The organism is Advenella incenata, from assembly GCF_004217095.1.
GTDB classification, from domain to species: Bacteria; Pseudomonadota; Gammaproteobacteria; order Burkholderiales; family Burkholderiaceae_B; genus Advenella; species Advenella incenata.
This window is the reverse complement of record NZ_SHKO01000003.1, coordinates 287105-303279: the sequence shown is the minus strand read 5'-3', so window position 1 is coordinate 303279 and position 16175 is coordinate 287105. Positions and strand designations below refer to the sequence as shown.

Sequence of the window (16175 nt, the reverse complement as noted above, 5' to 3'; positions counted from 1 at the left end):
CAGGGTAAAAAAAAAGATGCCTGCCTCACATTCGTGAAGTGCAGGCATGCTTTGACTCTACCACATTCGCATGCGAAAGATGCTGGCAGTGCTATTTTTTGCTGGTATCGGCCGTTGCAGGATTCTTCAATGCGGCCATGGCCTTTTCATAATCGGCATGCGCTGCTGCACGGTCCTGGCCACCATATTCAACGCTCAGATACTCCACCACAGCAGGAATCATATCGTCCTGCAACGGCGCCTTGTAGACATCTTTCATTTTGTGGATAGTGGCATTCCAGTATTTTGGCGACGATTTCGGCGGCTGCGACGAAACATACTGAGACGAATGACACATCAGACACAGGCCATTGGCAATCTGGTATCCGGGCAGATCACTTTTCTTGTAGCCACCGGCTTCCTGGGGAAATTCGACGCCGGCACCGATAGCCGCCACGGGCAGCAATGCACAGCCGACGACGACGCAGCGCAACATCTGTTTACGTGTAGATAAATATTTCATTAGTCCGCTCCCTATGCTGCGATCACACGAATCTGTTCAATACGGTTCATGCGATAGCCGGACGGATTCCAGTTGGCCTGCATGGGCTGGGTTTCACCGTTCTGGTTAGTCGCACGAACCATGAGCTTGAATTCGCCTTGTTTTGGGGGCGTGAACTGGCCGGTCCATTCGCGAAAGGAGTACTTGCTGATTTCGTCACCCAGCTTGGCATCCGACCAGCTGCTGCCGCCGTCGGTAGATAGCTGTACCGATTTAATTCCCGATCCGCCATCAAATGCGATGCCTCGCAAGGCCAGCGGTTTGCCCACGGTTATTCGCGTGTCATCGGCCACATTTGTGATAAATGAACGAACCGAAAATCTTTCGATCGGAATGGTTTTTTCTGGTGTCTCACCAGGCTTTACGCAATGACAGTCATTGTCAGGAATACGATAGGCCTTGCTCATCCAGAAGCCATCAAAAACATCGTCCATGACATGGATGTCATTCAAATGCTTGACCCAATAAGTGCCAAAATAGCCAGGCACAACCAGACGCAATGGATAGCCGTTGAGCAGCGGCAGATCTTCATCGTTCATTGACCATGCCAGCATGACTTGGCCATCCATGCCATGATCAATATCCAATGCCTTGATAAAATCCGGTCCGTCAGGCACGGGGGGATGATCCAATCCGTTGAAGGCCACCTGTTTGGCCGAACCGGCAACACCGGCCAACTCAAGCACGTCTTTCAGGGCAACGCCTTTCCATTTGGCATTGCCCATCGCGCCGTGGCCCAATTGACCACCATTTATGCGCGGTTCAAAGAAACCGCGACTGTTACCGGAACACTGATGTACTGCGGTGATTTCTTTGTTGGGCAGTTTCTTTAAGTCATCCAGCGTCAGTTCCAGTGGTTTGCTGACCGACCCATGCACCTTCAGTCGAAAACCTTTCAAGTCGACCTCTGTTGGAATACCGCTCCAGTGATAACGCACAAAAAAAGCATCGTTCGGCGTAATCATACCGTCGTTGAACACTGAAAATGGTGTCTCCAGCTGGGGAGGACGATTAGTCAGCACAATCAGCGGACGTTTTCCCGGGAAGGCTTCAAGAACACGCTCACCATTGCCAAAGGGCAATGTGATTGTTTCCTTGCCTGCAGCAAATGCCGAAGGCAGCGCCAGCCCGGACCATAATCCGATGCCGGTATAGCCGGCAGATTTCAGAAAGCGTCGTCGCGCAGCATGAGAGCGGTTTGGGTCTTGCATGTCTCTTCCTTGTGTGTATCGCCGGCGCGTCACATGCGCCGCTTTGAGCCGTCGCTGCATTTGGTTCAGCATGACTGACATGCAACAGACAAGGCGATTTCCTTTTTTATAGTACGACAAGTGATTTAATCGGCATAGAACCAGTTGGCTCGCCCTCATGGGACCAGTCGCGCGCCGCGCGCATGTAAACAACGTCAAATCAAACACTTACTAAATAGAGCGAGCTGCAAAAAAAAACACGTACCCAAACACAGTTGCAATAATGCTGATACAACAGACCCACGCCATACCAGAATGCCAGACCTTTGTGGAAAGAAGTATTCAGATTAACGTAAGTTGATAGCAGCAATCGTGGCGCGTGATGTCGTCAATTATTTTGCACTGATTCAGTCGGGAGACCGCAATTGAGTGTTGTTGCAGCAATTCGCTTGTAATGCTCAAATTCATTTGTGATGGATGTACCCAGGCCACTTGCAATGAGGCATATTATTTCATTTGAGATGTACTGCCATGCCGTGCAGCAAGGCACGGTATGGCAAAACAAGGCAGGTTCAACGGTGGTGGTATGCTCGCGGATGTTGCTCAACCGGCCCGCGGCGATTATGGCGTTCCGTATGCAGGATTTTTCCATTGCGGGCGTCCACATCAACCTGCACCACCCTTCTGGCCTTTCTGACATCGACACTGTATGCGCGCCGTCCCCGATAATGGTCAGGTTCGACTTTATAGGCCTGGCCGCCCACCGCTCTTTCGGCGATACGCATCGCCTGTGCCGGAGAAACGTCGCCGCGGTGTCCACTCTGATACGCCAGGGCCCCGGTGGCAGGCGCCACTGCAATCAGCAAACCAATCATGCCAGCAGTTAGTATTTTTTTCATGATATCACCTTGTGAATACGTCAGGAATCGGGCAGAAATATCAGATTGACGCTTCTGCAGACACGGCAAAAAGCCGCGCTCTGAATCAATATAATCACAAAAAAAGAAGCCTGTTTATTTTGAAAAGTGATGACACATCTGGCGGGCAACAGAAACACATTGCAGTCTGATTGCGCTGCATACAGGTTTGCAACGGATGAAATGGCAGGCCTGCGCCATGACTTGCGCACTGTCCGGCTGTCTAAAACCGCGGGGTAATGACACGCAAATGAGGCCACCAGGCCAGGAAATGATATTGCCTGCCTAAAACGGCCTCGTACCGTGATTGGCAAGATGAGACGATTTTCTGCTGATACGCTTTATTGTTTTGCCTGCAGGTCACTGCAGATCAGGCACTACCAATCGTGATTGATCCGTCCGCATCGTCAAGAAGTACTTGCACCTGGCCGCGCCGGCATATGATATGGCAACCTTGGTGTTTCAGTAGAATATTACGATCGTGTCCTAGCGCATGCACTTGTCGCAGCTGCTGCAACCACTGGTTCAGGCGCGCTTCGGTAGGCATGGCAATATCCAGGCGGCGCAGCCACTGGCGCATCACGTTGGCCTGCCGATGTTGTGGCAATTGCCGCCAACGGGCCAGAGAAAACCCCAGTCCGTCTTCAGTAAGCAGACAATGCTGCAAATCCATATCGCCCAGGTCTTGCAGCAGCAAGGTGCTTTCGGCCATCACCCGCGCATGGCGCAACAGGTTTCCCTGCCATTGGGGCCAGCGCTTGTTCAGAACCGGTGTGAGCAGCGTGCGCACGGCGGCACGAGTATATTTTTCATCCCGATTGGTCGGGTCCTGCACGGGCATCCAGCCGGTCTGCGCTTCATAACGGGCTGCGGCATCCAGGATCTTGTTGCGCCCCACATCCAGCCATGGGCGGTATAACTGCAGGGACCCGCGTCGGGTCCGGGCCGCCATACCTGACATGCCCTGCACGCCGGCTCCGCGCAACAGACGCAGCAGCATGGTTTCAGCCTGATCATCACGATGATGGGCAAGCAGCATATGATGGCAATCGTAATTTACTGACCATTGTTCAAATGCGTTATAACGCGCCAGCCGGGCCGCCGCTTCAATACCCTTGCCAGAGTCGAATGCGACCTGCACCGGCAGAAAATGAAATGCCACACCGACCTGTTGTGCCAGTTGCGCCGTATGCGCAGCCCAGGCATCGGCCGCGGCCACCAGCCCGTGGTGTACGTGAACAGCGTGAATGGTTTTTTTTTGCTGCTCAGCAATCTGGGCTGCAGCAACCAGCAACATGGCCGAATCGGCGCCGCCGCTTACCCCAATTGCAATGCTGCCTGCGTCTATCGTGCAAAGAACGGCATGCAAGGGCTCAAGAAGCGTGGTGTCTTCAAGCCAGCCCGTCTGCTGCAAGAAAGAATTATTTGTCCTGGACACGACCATAAGACATGAGTCGCTCCAGCCTTCTATCCAGAAGCTCATCAACGTCCATACCAGACACCTGCCGCAGTGCTTCGGAAAGCGAGCGTTTCAGCGTTTTGGCCATGGTCACGGCATCGCGTTGCGCGCCACCCACCGGCTCGGGTACAACTTTATCGATCAGGCCCAGATCCAGCAGCCGCGGCGCGGTAATGCCCAGCGCTTCGGCCGCCACAGGTGCCTTGTCGGCACTGCGCCAGAGAATGGAGGCACAGCCTTCGGGGGAAATGACGCCATAAGTAGAATATTGCAGCATCTGCACGACATCACCCACTGCGATGGCAAGCGCACCACCCGAGCCGCCTTCGCCGATGATCGTGGAAATAATGGGAACTCGCAACTCTGCCATGGCATACAGATTATGCCCGATGGCTTCAGATTGCCCGCGCTCTTCGGCGCCAATACCTGGATAGGCGCCCGGGGTATCTACAAAAGTAAATACCGGCAATTGGAATTTTTCTGCCAGACGCATCAGTCGCATCGCCTTGCGATATCCTTCGGGGCGTGGCATGCCGAAATTGCGCTTGGCGCGCTCTTTGGTGTCGCGCCCTTTCTGGTGGCCGATAATCATGCAGGCTTCGCCGGAAAAGCGGGCCAGGCCCCCTACGATGGACAGATCGTCTTCATACATGCGATCGCCATGCAGTTCGTGAAAATCGGTAAAGATTTCACGAACATAGTCCATGGTATACGGTCTTTGCGGATGCCTGGCAACCAGTGCGGTCTGCCAGGGCGTGAGCTTGGAATAGATACTGTTGGTCAGACTCTCGCTTTTTTGCTGCAGTTTGGTGATTTCTTCGGAAATATCGACTGCCGAATCAGAGGAAACATGGCGCAACTGCTCGATCTTCTGCTCGAGCTCTGCTATAGGTCCTTCAAATTCTAAAAAAGTAAATTTCATAGTTATCTTGTCATGAATGGTTGTTCACGCGTACCTGCTGCACCCTTAAAGGCTGCGCCATAAGTACCATGTCGCCACTGTTCGCCACGGTTGCCACGATTGCGCTACTTCGCGTACCTCGTACCGTGATACAGGCTCACCGCTGAAATAGTGCTCCGAGATTGCCTTGAGCAGCCCCGGATCATCGATTGGCAGAATATCTGGTCTGTGCAAATTAAAAATAAGGAACATTTCCGCTGTCCAGCGGCTGATGCCCCGAATCGCACATAATTCGGTAATGATGTCTTCGTCGTCCATTTTAGACCATTTCAGCGGATTTACTTTCCGCTCATTGAAATGATTCGCCAAATCCAGAATGTATTCCGTTTTTCGCTTGGACAACCCCGCTTCCCGCCATTGGGCCTCATTGTATTCAAGAACAGTGGCCGGCGATGGTCGATGACCGCAAAGCTGTGTGAAATTTTTCCAATGCAGGTCTGCTGTCTTGGACGAAATCTGCTGGCCGATAATGGCCCGCGCCAATGTGACAAAGGCCGTTTTGTTGGTAGACAGCCATAAATCGGGATTGGCCGGAATGATTTTACGAAGAATGCGATCTTTCTTGATCAGATATGTAACGGCCTCGTCCCAATATTCGGGCTTTATCGCCGCAGGTGCTGCAGATGACATGTCTTCCCCTATCAGGCGCGACGCCATTGCGTCAGGCCACCTGGTTTATCCTCAAGTTCCACGCCCTGCTCCTTGAGCTGTGCACGAATCTGATCGGCCTTGCCGAAATCACGGTCTAGCTTGGCCTGGCGACGTTGCTCGATCAATGCTTCGATATCGGACTCGCTCAAGGCCGTTGCGGCAACAGACTGACCTTCGCGCTTGATATAGCGTGTCGGCGACTGCAGATAATGCTGCGGATCCTGTTGCAACAGGCCCAATACCCCGCCCAGTGCACGGATCCGACCGCTGAGCACGGCGCTGTTGCGCCGGTTTGCCTCGGTAACCATATCAAACAGGACAGCAATGGCCACTGCGGTATTGAAGTCGTCATCCATGGCGGCTTTGAACGCCTGTTCAAAATCCAGCGACCAATCGATGGATGCTGTATCGGTCACTCCGGTATTGTTGAACGTCTGATAAATTCGATCCAGCGCAGCCTGTGCATTGTACAGGTTGTCTGGCGTAAAATTCTGCGGGCTCCGGTAATGGTTGCGCACAACAAAAAACCGCAGCATTTCCGCTTCGCGCGTGTTGATCTGGTAATCGGCCGACGCGCTATCGGACTCTGAGCTGACAGTATCACGGATTGTTCTGAAATTGCCCAGTGATTTGGACATTTTTTCATCATCCACCATCAGCGGGCCACAATGCATCCACCAATTGGCCAGCGTACCGCCATAAGCGCCTTCGGACTGCGCAATTTCGTTTTCATGATGCGGAAACTTCAGATCAGGGCCGCCGCCATGAATATCCAGAGGCTGGCCAAGCAGCTCCCTGCTCATGGCCGAACATTCAATGTGCCAGCCTGGACGACCGCGCCCGAAAGGCGAATCCCAGATGGAGTCTTCGGGTTCGTTGGGTTTGGCCTGTTTCCACAGAACGAAATCGAACGGATCGCGCTTGCCGTCGGAAACGGCAACGCGGTTGCCCGCGCGCAGATCGTCCAGCACTTTGCCCGATAGCTTGCCGTAGCCAGGAAAACTGCGTACTGCATAGTTAACGTCCCCGTCGGGGGTCTGGTACGCCAGGTCCTTGTCCTGCAAGTCCTTGATAATTTGCAGCATACCGGGTATGTGCATGGTGGCGCGGGGTTCCCGGTCGGGAGGCTGTACGTTCAGCGCCCGCTCATCGGCATGCATGGCGTCAGTATAGAAAGACGTAACGGCATGTAAAGGCTGGTTCAGCGACACTGCCTTGTTGATGATTTTGTCGTCGATATCGGTGATATTGCGTACGTAGTCGACCTGATAGCCGCTTTGGCGCAGCCAGCGCTGGACCACATCGAAGCTGACAAGCATACGGGCATGGCCCAGATGACAGAAATCATAGACCGTCATGCCGCAAACGTACATCCGCACTTTGCCGGGCTCTACCGTAACAAAAGGCGCTTTGGCGCGGGAAAGGGTATTGAATATTTGCATGGCGGAAATAAAAAACCGGACGTGCCTTCGGTCGGGATTGACCGATGCAGCAAAGAAAAAAAGCCGTAGCGGGTTAGGGTTTATACGCCGCACCCTCAACTAAGGCTAAAATACGAAGGAGTAAGTATAGCAAGTCCTCACCAGAGGCTGCATGTACTTGAAGGTTTTCTTTCACGATTTTCTGGATAAGCGCTGTGAAACTTAATGTTATTCACCGTTCGCTGTTAGTGTGCTCCCTGTGCCTGTTGCCAGCGCTGCAGGCAATGGCCCAGCAGGCGACAACCCCGTATCAGGCCGGCTCGACGCCTTCAGGCGGCGCAACCAATGGCATCCCCTCCCCCATGTATACCCAGGACAACGGCGCCAACGCGCGCGAGCCCGGCTGGCAGGGGCTGGCAAACGTTCTGAAAAAGCTGGAACCCTCGGTTGACACGTCCATTCCGGAAACGGCGTCGGGCGCGGCAAGCCGTCTGAGCGCAATGATCACGCAGGGCCAGGCAGCCAAGGCGCTGCAGGAGATCGAACGCCGCCAGAATGCCAATGATCGCATTATCGCGCCGGCAACAGATGTTCAACTGCTGTTTCTGAAAGGGCGCGCGCTGGCAGCGCTGGACCGCAAGCCGCAGGCACTGGAGGTCTATCGCAGCATGACGTCCAGCTACCCGGAGCTGGCCGAACCATGGAATAATATGGCCGCGCTCTATCTGCAGGCGGGGCTGACAGACCCGGCCTACGAGGCGCTCAAGACCGCTCTGTCAATTAATCCCCGTTATGGGGTTGCATTGCGCAACATGGGTATGGTGCAATTGATGCTGTCCCAAAAAGCGTTTGCCGATGCTTCCCGCCATGGCATCCCCGGGGCGGCAGCCCAGGCGCAAGCCATCGGACGCATCATTGAAGGTAACTGAACGTGATATCACACTTTGTATTTTCACGCCGCATTGCCGGCGTCGCTCTGGGGGCCGTTCTGTCGGTCGCCGCGCTACAGGCGGCACACGCCGCAGATTCTTCAACTAAAAAGGAAACATCCATGAGTCAGCCACAGGTCAAACTGCAAACCAATCAGGGCGATTTCGTCCTGGAACTGGATGCTGAAAAAGCACCAGTTACCACAGAAAACTTTCTGAAATATGTCAATAATGGTTTCTTCGACAATCTGATCTTTCACCGCGTGATCAAAGGATTCATGATCCAGGGTGGCGGTTTTGACGTTGACATGAAACAGAAAGCGACCGAAGCGCCGATCAAAAATGAAGCCGATAACGGCCTGAAAAACGACAAGTACACCATTGCCATGGCTCGCACCAATGACCCGCAATCGGCCACTGCCCAGTTTTTCATCAATGCCAAGGACAACGATTTCCTGAACTTCTCGGCTCCCACAGCCCAAGGCTGGGGCTACGCCGTATTTGGTAAAGTTGTCCAGGGCCAGGACGTGATCGACAAAATTGAGGGCGTCAAAACCGGTAACCAAGGTTTCCATCAAGACGTGCCGGTTGAACCCGTCATCATTGAAAAAGCCAGCGTTGTCGAAAACTGATTTTACGCTGCCCGGAACAATCTGGGTCGCCTCGGATATCCATCTGGCGCGGCAGGTTCCCGAAACCTGCCGCGTTTTCTATGCTTTTCTGGCCGAGGCGGCAGCGCATGCCAACGGGCTCATACTGGCAGGTGATATTTTTGATGCCTGGATTGGCGATGATGCCGCTGTCAATGATCCCGAACCTTGGCTGCGGGAGGCCATCGGGCATCTGTCCGAAACCGCGAAAAAAATTCCCCTGTTCATAGGCCATGGCAACCGTGACTTTCTGATGGGACCGGATCTGGCCCGTGCCCTGGGCGCAACACTCATGCCCGATTCGACCCTGTTTCATACAGATGCCGGCCCCATCCATATCAGCCACGGCGACGAGCTATGTACACACGACGTGTCCTTCCAGCGTTTCCGTAAACTGTCGCGCCACCCTTTTACACGACGACTATTTCTGGCCCTGCCATTGCAAGTGCGGCGGGCGATCGCGCGTCGCGCCCGCAAGACCAGCATGCATGCGCATGGCACAAAACCAATGTATCTGATGGATGTCGCCCATGAGGCGGTATCGGATGTATTTCGCGATCATCCCGCGCTGATTCATTTAATACATGGCCATACCCACAAACCGAAGTGCCATCAATTCGAAGACCACGGCACGCAACGGTGTCGCTGGGTGTTACCCGACTGGGAATGGGATCACCCGCCTTTTCGGGGCGGCTATCTGTCGATCAGCTCAGCTGGGATCACCATGCACGGCTATACGGCGCCAGACTCCGGTCAACCAGCACAACAATAAGCCCGCACGGCACTACCGGATCGGACTGTAGCTGGTCGCTGGAGTCCGCCACAGCCCGCGCCGTACATCCCTAACAGGCGCCAGCGCGCTAGCGGCCCTGAAACAGCGGCTTGCGCTTTTCCCGAAAGGCCTTGGTACCTTCCCGATAATCCTCGCTCATTCCCATCTCGCGTTGCAGTTCAATTTCCAGCTCGAGCTGCTCGGGCAGACTGTTATCGGCGCTCGCGTACAGTGCGTGCTTGGTTGCCGCCAAGGCGCGTGTCGCGCCGGTAGTCAGTTGCACATGGACGGTTTGCATTTGCCCTTGCAATTGATCATCGGCAATGCACTTCCAGATCATGCCCCATTGTTCGGCCTGTTCGGCAGATACCGGCTCTGCCAGCATCGCGGCGCCCATGGCGCGCTGGGTACCGATCAGGCGCGGCAGAAAATGGGTCGATCCGGCGTCAGGAACCAGGCTGATTTTGGCAAATGCCTGAATAAATTTGGCAGACTTGACTGCAAAAACCAGATCGCAGGCCAATGCCAGGCTCATGCCTGCCCCGGCGGCTACGCCGTTGACGAAACAGACAATCGGTGCCGGCAAGGCGCGCATCCGTAAAATAAGTGGTTTGTAATTTTTCTCCAGCGCTTCGCCCAGGTCACGAAATTGCCCAGGCGCGAGCGGCTGGCGCTCGCCCAGGTCCTGCCCCGCACAAAACCCGCGCCCTGCCCCGGTCAGGATGACCCCGCGCAAATCCGCCCGCGACTCAAGAAAGTCCAGCACATCGCGCAACTCATTGTGCATCTGGCTCGTAAAGCTGTTGAGTTTGTCCGGCCGGTTAAGCGTGATGTATCCCACGCAGTCACGATACTCAAACAAAATCGTTTCATAGTCTTTTTTTTCCACAGCTGCACTCCCCTGAAAATTGCATACAGACCGACGCGAGACATGGCTATCGGCTTGAATTAACCCGTCATCATAACCAATATGGCGATAAGCCATTGGCAAACAAGCGGCACAGGCCCTATCTCACTACAAATTGCCGGGAACAGCAATTCTGGATTGCCGAAGCCCCCGTTCGCCTGTTTTTGAGCCTCGCGCCACTTGAGGGAAAACGTGAGTTAAGTGTGTCTGAAGTTATCCTTCGGGAAAAACAGATTGCCAAGCGGGGGCCTCGAATCAATACTGTACGACATATGCAATTTTCGATACAGGAATAGCCCATGACCGTGAGTAATCAGGCGCTGGAAACCGGCGCAGAAAACTACTACCACACCCAGCTGCAGGCCGGCGTGTTTACCATTCAGCGCTGTGGCCAATGCAATAACAGCATCTTCTACCCACGCATGATCTGCCCCCATTGCGGCAGCGACGATCTGCACTGGTACGAACCTTCAGGCAAGGGCACGGTGTATTCCACCACTGTCGTTCGCAACAAACCGGAAAAAGGCGGCGACTATAACGTGGCGCTGATCGACCTGGAAGAAGGCCCACGCATGATGAGCCGGGTAGAACAGATCGCGCCTGACGAGGTAAAAATCGGCCTGGCGGTCAGCGCCCGCATCAATCAGACAGACGACAGCGCTTTGCTGGTTTTTGTTCCAGCAGGAGATCGGGCATGATAGATGAGAAACTGCGCGGTGCAACCGCCATTGTCGGTGTCGGACATGCTGGACTGGGTCTGGCCCAGGGCTATACCGAAATGGAAATTCTGGTTCAGGCCGCCACACGTGCCGTACGCGACGCCGGCCTGACAATGCAGGATATCGACGGCATCGCCACCGCGAGCGTCGCCTCGACCATGTGGGTGATGCCGGTGATCGAACACCTGGGCATCAAACCGACCTTTATTGATAACACGATGGTGGGCGGCTCCAGCTTTGTTGCGCACTTGATGCCGGCCATGCAGGCACTGGCGTCCGGACAGTGCAATGCCGTACTCGTCTGTTACGGTAGTACGCAACGCAGCTCCACATTGAATCGGGCCGCAATCGGTAACATGCGCAAGGTCATGGACCCGCAACCTTACGAAAACCCATATCAGCCATTGAGCCCGCTAAGCTCCTATGCCCTGGCTGCCGCCCGGCACATGCATCAATACGGCACGACACGCGAACATCTGGCCGAAGTAGCTGTTGCCGCCAGGCAATGGGCCCAGCTCAATCCAGAGGCGTCCATGCGTGATCCGCTGACAATTGATCAGGTGCTCTCGGCACGCATGGTGTCTGATCCACTGACGGTGCGCGATTGCTGCCTGGTAAGCGATGGCGCCGGGGCCTATGTACTGGTGCGTGCAGACCGGGCCAAAACGCTCAAGCAGAAACCCGTTTACGTCCTGGGTAACTCCACGGCCGTGTGGAATCGCCAGATTTCCTCCATGGACGATCTGACCGTGACCGCAGCCCAGCAGTCCGGGAAAATTGCGTTTGACATGGCTGGCGTCAAGCCCGCGGATATTGATGTCGCCGAAGTATATGACGCGTTTACCATCAATACCATTCTGTTCATGGAAGATCTGGGCTTTTGCCGCAAGGGTGAAGGCGGGGATTTTGTAAGCAAAGGCGGAATCGCCCCCGGCGGACACTTGCCTGTCAATACCAACGGCGGTGGCCTGTCTTGCGTGCATCCAGGCATGTACGGCATTTTTATTCTGATCGAAGCGGTCAGGCAATTACGAGGTCAATGCGATGCCCGTCAGGTTGCCAACGCCCAATTGGCTGTCGTCCATGGCAACGGTGGCACGCTCTCGAGCCAATCGACTGCGATCTTGGGCACCGAAGCGACACTTTAAAAATCATTAAGTGTCGCTCCCAGAACAGAACATACGAACCTGGAAAACGGGCGACATCAGGCTTGGTGCAATGGTGGCAGATGAAGGTCCGCCACCAGGCTGCCGCGAACATGCCAAGCAGGCGCAGACACAACAAGCGCATACACAACAATAGCCGGGCAAGCTGCCCTACATTGGAATGAGATGATAAACAAGATTCTAGAAACACACGAAGCGGCACTGAGCCTGATCCCCGAGGGGGCGTCCATCATGGTGGGCGGCTTTGGCGACGCAGGCATTCCATTTGAAATGCTGGCCACGCTTGCAAAGATGGGGACCCGCAATTTAACGATCATCAGCAATAACGCCGGCACGCGCGAGGTAGGTATTGCCCGCCTGATCAAAAATGGCCAGGTCAGAAAAATTATATGCTCTCATCCCCGCCCGCCGCAATCGGATGTATTTGCACAAGCGTTTCGTGCCGGCCAGATTGAGCTCGAATGCACCCCGCAAGGCACTCTGGCCGAAAGAATGCGTGCAGCCGGCGCAGGACTGGGTCCGTTTTTTACGCCTACCGGCTATGGCACGCGCGTATCGGAAAACAAGGAAGAACGCGTGGTCAACGGTGTTGGCTACGTGCTGGAAGAACCCCTGCATGCCGATTTTGCGCTGGTGCGCGCCCATTTGGGAGATCGCTGGGGCAACCTGACCTATCGCTGGGCGGCCAGAAACTTCAATCCCGTCATGTGTACTGCCGCCAAACACACCATCGCGCAAGTCGATAAAGTGGTCGAACTGGGCAGCATACATCCCGAACAGGTCATGACGCCCGGAATTTTTGTGAAACATATCGTACTTGCAGGAGCACAGCATGACTGACTACATCCGTCTTGACAGGGAACAGATTGCCAGACTGGTAGCCAACAGCCTGCCCGATGGCGCCTACGTCAATCTAGGTATCGGCATGCCTACTTCGGTCGCAGACTATCTGCCGCCAGACAGGGAAATTATCCTGCACAGCGAGAACGGCATTCTGGGCATGGGACGCAGCGCAATTGATGACGAAATCGATACCGATATCATCAACGCCAGCCGTAAACCCATTGTCCTGCTGCAGGGCGCCTCCATTACCGAACACACCAATTCATTTGCCATGATGCGTGGCGGACATCTGGACTACTCGATCCTGGGCGGCTTTCAGGTAGCCGAAAACGGGGACCTGGCAAACTGGATCACAGATGCACCCGATGCCATTGCAGCGATTGGCGGCGCGATGGATCTGGCAGTAGGAGCAAAGCAGGTGCTGGTCATGATGGAGCATACGACCAAGACCGGCGCAGCCAAACTGCTGCATCAATGCACGTACCCGCTGACCGGCGCCGGCGTGGTCGACTACATTTACACCGATCTGGCCATCGTTCAGGTATGCGAGGGCCGCTTTATTATACGGGCCATGGTGCAAGGGTTGACGCAGCAGCAATTGCAGGACCTGAGCGAGGCTACGTTGCATATGGATGACCCGTGCCAGACAATCCGGGTGGACAGTGCGGGACAACCCTATCTGGATTGAAAAACAGATTGGCAGTGCAATGATAGCGTGTGGCGCACAGGCGCCAGGAGGAACCCGCGCCATTGCCTGCCATTGAGCAACAAAAGGTTGCACCACCTTGCCGTATCCTGCAAAAAACGTCCTGCAAACGGCGATTACAAATGTGATTGATTACACGGCAGCAAAGCATCACTGGCAGGCATCCATTGCCTGCCATCAAGAGCAATATAAAATCCAAGGAGACATCATGAAGACAACATTCAACCGACTGCGACATCTGATGCTGCACGCAAGCGTGCTGGCGTTCGGGTTGGCGCTAAGCGCAGGCGCCCAGGCCTTTCCCGACAAACCCATTACGCTGCTGATTCCTTATCCACCGGGCGGCAGCGCCGATATGCTGGCCCGGCCGATTGCCGCGCAAATGCAGAAAACAATCAAACAACCCGTTGTGCTTGAATACCGCCCCGGCGCCGGCGGCACGATCGCTACGGCACAACTGGCACGGTCCAAACCCGATGGCTATACCGTGCTGATGGTGCTGGCCGCGCACGCGATCAACCCCAGCATGTATAAGTCGCTGCCCTACGATACTGAAAAGGATTTCGCGCCGGTATCGGTCCTGGCGACCTTGCCCATGCTGGTCACCGCCGCCAAGCAGACGCCGGTAAATACAACACAGGAGTTGATCGACTATGCCAAGGCCAACCCGGACAAGCTCACATTTGCCTCTGCCGGCAATGGCAACACCAGCCATCTTGCGGCAGAACTGTTCAAAAGCGCCACCAACACCAAAATGATCCATATCCCCTACAAAGGCAGCGGACCCGCTGTGGTGGCCATGCTCTCGGGCGAAGTCTCGCTGATGTTTGATAGCATTTCCACCTCCCTGCCCCATGTGAAAGCGGGCAAACTCAAAGGTCTTGCAGTGACAGGAACCAAGCGCTCCACTGTCCTGCCCGATGTGCCTACTGTGGCAGAATCTGGTGTGCCAGGCTTTTCCGTCAATGGCTGGTACGGTATCCTGGCGCCGGCAGGCACCCCACAAGAGGTAGTCACGCAACTGAACAAGGCATTCAACGATGCAGCGCAAACGCCTGCAGTCAGGCAACAACTGACCCAATACGGCTACGAAATAGAAGGGTCCACACCAAAGCAATTTGCCGATCTCATCACAACTGAAATCAAAAAATGGAAAACCGCGGTCGACCAGTCAGGCGCCCGTATCGAATAACGCCGGGCCTGCAGCTGTGTATTGCGTAAGGCGTGCCCCTGTGCGCCTTACGACCGCGAACTGACCAATGGAGACATCATGTCAAAACGTTACCTGCGTTTCACTCCCCTGCTGTTGCTGCTGTCCCCCGCCTTTGTTTGGGCAAACAATCACTGGCCTGACAAGCCGGTCAAACTGGTGGTTGGCTACGCGGCCGGCGGGCCGGTAGACACAGCCGCCCGGCAATTTGCCAAATTTCTGGGAGACCAGATCGGACAGCCTGTCGTTATCGAAAACAAAACTGGCGCCAGTGGCATCATTGCTGCGGAAAACGTGGCACGCGCCACGGCCGACGGCAGCGTGCTGTATTTTCTGGCCAGCCCGACGCTGACCATCACGCCGCATATTCAAAAAGGAATCCAGATCGACAAGGATCGGGATTTCCGTTACCTGGGCAACCTGGTCGAATATACCAATGTGTTGGTCGTCAATAATAAACTGCCGGTTAAAAATATCAGTGAACTCATTGCCTACGCCAAAGCCAATCCGGGCGCCTTATCCTTTGGTTCGGCAGGCATAGGATCATCCAATCAGTTGTCTGCCGAGCTGCTCAAGCAGCGAACCGGCACGCAAATGCTGCATGTTCCCTATCGCGGCAATGCGCCGGCCATGATCGATGTGATAGGCGGGAAGACCTCAATGATGTTTGACATCACCGGCACGGCGATCAATTACATCAATAGTGGCAAGGTGCGCGCCCTGGCTGTCACTTCCAAAGAGCGCAATCGCGCGTTACCCGACGTTCCGTCCATGTCCGAAGCGGGCATCGACGACTACGATGTAACCGGCTGGTACGGTGTTGTCGCCCCCGCAAAACTGGACGATGCTACCGCCGCGCAGATTGAAAAAGCCCTGAAGATGGTCTCTGAATTGCCCGAGTACCGCAAGCAGATGGAAAAAGTGGGTTATACCATTTCGCTGCGCAGTGGCAGCCAGCTCAAGTCACGTATCGATAACGAATACCGGCTGTGGGGCGAGGTCACTGCAAAGGCCGGCATCCAGGCAGATAAATAGAACCTGCCGCCGCCCGACGCTTCAGTTAACGCAACCGGGCAGTACGCGCTTGCATCTCCAGTGCACATCGCATACTGCCTGTATTGTCATTGTTGCGC

General features: G+C 54.9%; 17 protein-coding genes. 9 read left to right on the top strand and 8 right to left on the bottom strand.

Annotated features, from left to right (window positions below; genetic code table 11):
• Positions 1-91: 91 nt before the first annotated feature.
• The 7 genes from EV681_RS17595 to cysS all read right to left on the bottom strand — a co-directional run bounded on the left by EV681_RS17595 (position 92) and on the right by cysS (position 7161).
• Positions 92-502: a cytochrome c, class I gene (locus EV681_RS17595; protein ID WP_128394841.1), complete on the bottom strand. Its 411-nt coding sequence runs from the start codon at positions 500-502 to the stop codon at positions 92-94.
• 11 nt (positions 503-513) lie between these two features.
• Complete coding sequence (sorA, locus tag EV681_RS17590; protein WP_128394842.1) at positions 514-1752, bottom strand: SorA family sulfite dehydrogenase catalytic subunit; 1239 nt, start codon at positions 1750-1752, stop codon at positions 514-516.
• A 551-nt stretch (positions 1753-2303) separates the two neighbouring features.
• A complete protein-coding gene (locus EV681_RS17585) occupies positions 2304-2630 on the bottom strand; it encodes a PepSY domain-containing protein (RefSeq protein ID WP_130304744.1) in 327 nt (108 codons plus the stop codon).
• A gap of 388 nt (positions 2631-3018) precedes the next feature.
• A complete protein-coding gene (gene tilS, locus EV681_RS17580) occupies positions 3019-4062 on the bottom strand; it encodes a tRNA lysidine(34) synthetase TilS (RefSeq protein WP_165393107.1) in 1044 nt (347 codons plus the stop codon).
• 7 nt (positions 4063-4069) lie between these two features.
• Entirely contained in the window at positions 4070-5029 is a 960-nt protein-coding gene (locus EV681_RS17575) for an acetyl-CoA carboxylase carboxyltransferase subunit alpha (protein ID WP_128394845.1), read from the bottom strand.
• Positions 5030-5074: 45 nt separating this feature from the next.
• The gene (locus EV681_RS17570) at positions 5075-5698 is read right to left on the bottom strand and encodes a DNA-3-methyladenine glycosylase family protein (RefSeq protein ID WP_165393106.1); all 624 of its coding nucleotides are present in this window, start codon (positions 5696-5698) and stop codon (positions 5075-5077) included.
• An 11-nt stretch (positions 5699-5709) separates the two neighbouring features.
• The gene (gene cysS, locus EV681_RS17565; protein ID WP_130304743.1) at positions 5710-7161 is read right to left on the bottom strand and encodes a cysteine--tRNA ligase; all 1452 of its coding nucleotides are present in this window, start codon (positions 7159-7161) and stop codon (positions 5710-5712) included.
• A gap of 194 nt (positions 7162-7355) precedes the next feature.
• On the opposite strand from cysS, the gene EV681_RS17560 reads away from it, so the two are divergent.
• The 3 genes from EV681_RS17560 to EV681_RS17550 all read left to right on the top strand — a co-directional run bounded on the left by EV681_RS17560 (position 7356) and on the right by EV681_RS17550 (position 9491).
• A complete protein-coding gene (locus EV681_RS17560) occupies positions 7356-8069 on the top strand; it encodes a tetratricopeptide repeat protein (RefSeq protein WP_128394848.1) in 714 nt (237 codons plus the stop codon).
• Positions 8070-8191: 122 nt separating this feature from the next.
• Positions 8192-8701, top strand: coding sequence for a peptidylprolyl isomerase (locus EV681_RS17555; protein WP_128395106.1), 510 nt, complete (start codon positions 8192-8194; stop codon positions 8699-8701).
• On the top strand, positions 8688-9491 hold the full coding sequence (locus EV681_RS17550; protein ID WP_165393105.1) for a UDP-2,3-diacylglucosamine diphosphatase: 804 nt from the start codon (positions 8688-8690) through the stop codon (positions 9489-9491). Before EV681_RS17555 ends, EV681_RS17550 begins: the two co-directional genes overlap by 14 nt.
• Positions 9492-9579: 88 nt before the next feature.
• Here the strand turns inward: EV681_RS17550 and paaG are convergent, their stop codons facing one another.
• Positions 9580-10380 (bottom strand): 2-(1,2-epoxy-1,2-dihydrophenyl)acetyl-CoA isomerase PaaG, encoded by an 801-nt coding sequence (gene paaG, locus EV681_RS17545; RefSeq protein ID WP_128394850.1) that lies wholly within the window; start codon positions 10378-10380, stop codon positions 9580-9582.
• Positions 10381-10697: 317 nt separating this feature from the next.
• Here paaG and EV681_RS17540 point away from each other — a divergent pair, with 317 nt between their 5' ends.
• The 6 genes from EV681_RS17540 (at position 10698) to EV681_RS17515 (ending at position 16077) form a co-directional block, all read left to right on the top strand.
• The gene (locus EV681_RS17540; protein WP_128394851.1) at positions 10698-11096 is read left to right on the top strand and encodes a Zn-ribbon domain-containing OB-fold protein; all 399 of its coding nucleotides are present in this window, start codon (positions 10698-10700) and stop codon (positions 11094-11096) included.
• Entirely contained in the window at positions 11093-12265 is a 1173-nt protein-coding gene (locus tag EV681_RS17535; protein WP_130304742.1) for a thiolase, read from the top strand. Before EV681_RS17540 ends, EV681_RS17535 begins: the two co-directional genes overlap by 4 nt.
• A 183-nt stretch (positions 12266-12448) precedes the next feature.
• On the top strand, positions 12449-13123 hold the full coding sequence (locus tag EV681_RS17530) for a 3-oxoacid CoA-transferase subunit A (RefSeq protein ID WP_128394853.1): 675 nt from the start codon (positions 12449-12451) through the stop codon (positions 13121-13123).
• Positions 13116-13814: a 3-oxoacid CoA-transferase subunit B gene (locus EV681_RS17525; RefSeq protein ID WP_128394854.1), complete on the top strand. Its 699-nt coding sequence runs from the start codon at positions 13116-13118 to the stop codon at positions 13812-13814. Before EV681_RS17530 ends, EV681_RS17525 begins: the two co-directional genes overlap by 8 nt.
• Positions 13815-14040: 226 nt before the next feature.
• Positions 14041-15024 (top strand): Bug family tripartite tricarboxylate transporter substrate binding protein, encoded by a 984-nt coding sequence (locus EV681_RS17520; RefSeq protein WP_423191220.1) that lies wholly within the window; start codon positions 14041-14043, stop codon positions 15022-15024.
• 78 nt (positions 15025-15102) lie between these two features.
• On the top strand, positions 15103-16077 hold the full coding sequence (locus EV681_RS17515; RefSeq protein ID WP_130304741.1) for a Bug family tripartite tricarboxylate transporter substrate binding protein: 975 nt from the start codon (positions 15103-15105) through the stop codon (positions 16075-16077).
• The last annotated feature ends 98 nt before the right edge of the window (positions 16078-16175 follow it).

Coding starts and splice junctions, on each gene's coding strand:
- EV681_RS17595 (WP_128394841.1), bottom strand. CDS start 502: ATGAAATATTTATCTACACGTAAACAGATGTTGCGCTGCGTCGTCGTC.
- sorA (WP_128394842.1), bottom strand. CDS start 1,752: ATGCAAGACCCAAACCGCTCTCATGCTGCGCGACGACGCTTTCTGAAA.
- EV681_RS17585 (WP_130304744.1), bottom strand. CDS start 2,630: ATGAAAAAAATACTAACTGCTGGCATGATTGGTTTGCTGATTGCAGTG.
- EV681_RS17575 (WP_128394845.1), bottom strand. CDS start 5,029: ATGAAATTTACTTTTTTAGAATTTGAAGGACCTATAGCAGAGCTCGAG.
- EV681_RS17570 (WP_165393106.1), bottom strand. CDS start 5,698: ATGTCATCTGCAGCACCTGCGGCGATAAAGCCCGAATATTGGGACGAG.
- cysS (WP_130304743.1), bottom strand. CDS start 7,161: ATGCAAATATTCAATACCCTTTCCCGCGCCAAAGCGCCTTTTGTTACG.
- EV681_RS17555 (WP_128395106.1), top strand. CDS start 8,192: ATGAGTCAGCCACAGGTCAAACTGCAAACCAATCAGGGCGATTTCGTC.
- EV681_RS17540 (WP_128394851.1), top strand. CDS start 10,698: ATGACCGTGAGTAATCAGGCGCTGGAAACCGGCGCAGAAAACTACTAC.
- EV681_RS17535 (WP_130304742.1), top strand. CDS start 11,093: ATGATAGATGAGAAACTGCGCGGTGCAACCGCCATTGTCGGTGTCGGA.
- EV681_RS17530 (WP_128394853.1), top strand. CDS start 12,449: ATGATAAACAAGATTCTAGAAACACACGAAGCGGCACTGAGCCTGATC.
- EV681_RS17525 (WP_128394854.1), top strand. CDS start 13,116: ATGACTGACTACATCCGTCTTGACAGGGAACAGATTGCCAGACTGGTA.
- EV681_RS17520 (WP_423191220.1), top strand. CDS start 14,041: ATGAAGACAACATTCAACCGACTGCGACATCTGATGCTGCACGCAAGC.
- EV681_RS17515 (WP_130304741.1), top strand. CDS start 15,103: ATGTCAAAACGTTACCTGCGTTTCACTCCCCTGCTGTTGCTGCTGTCC.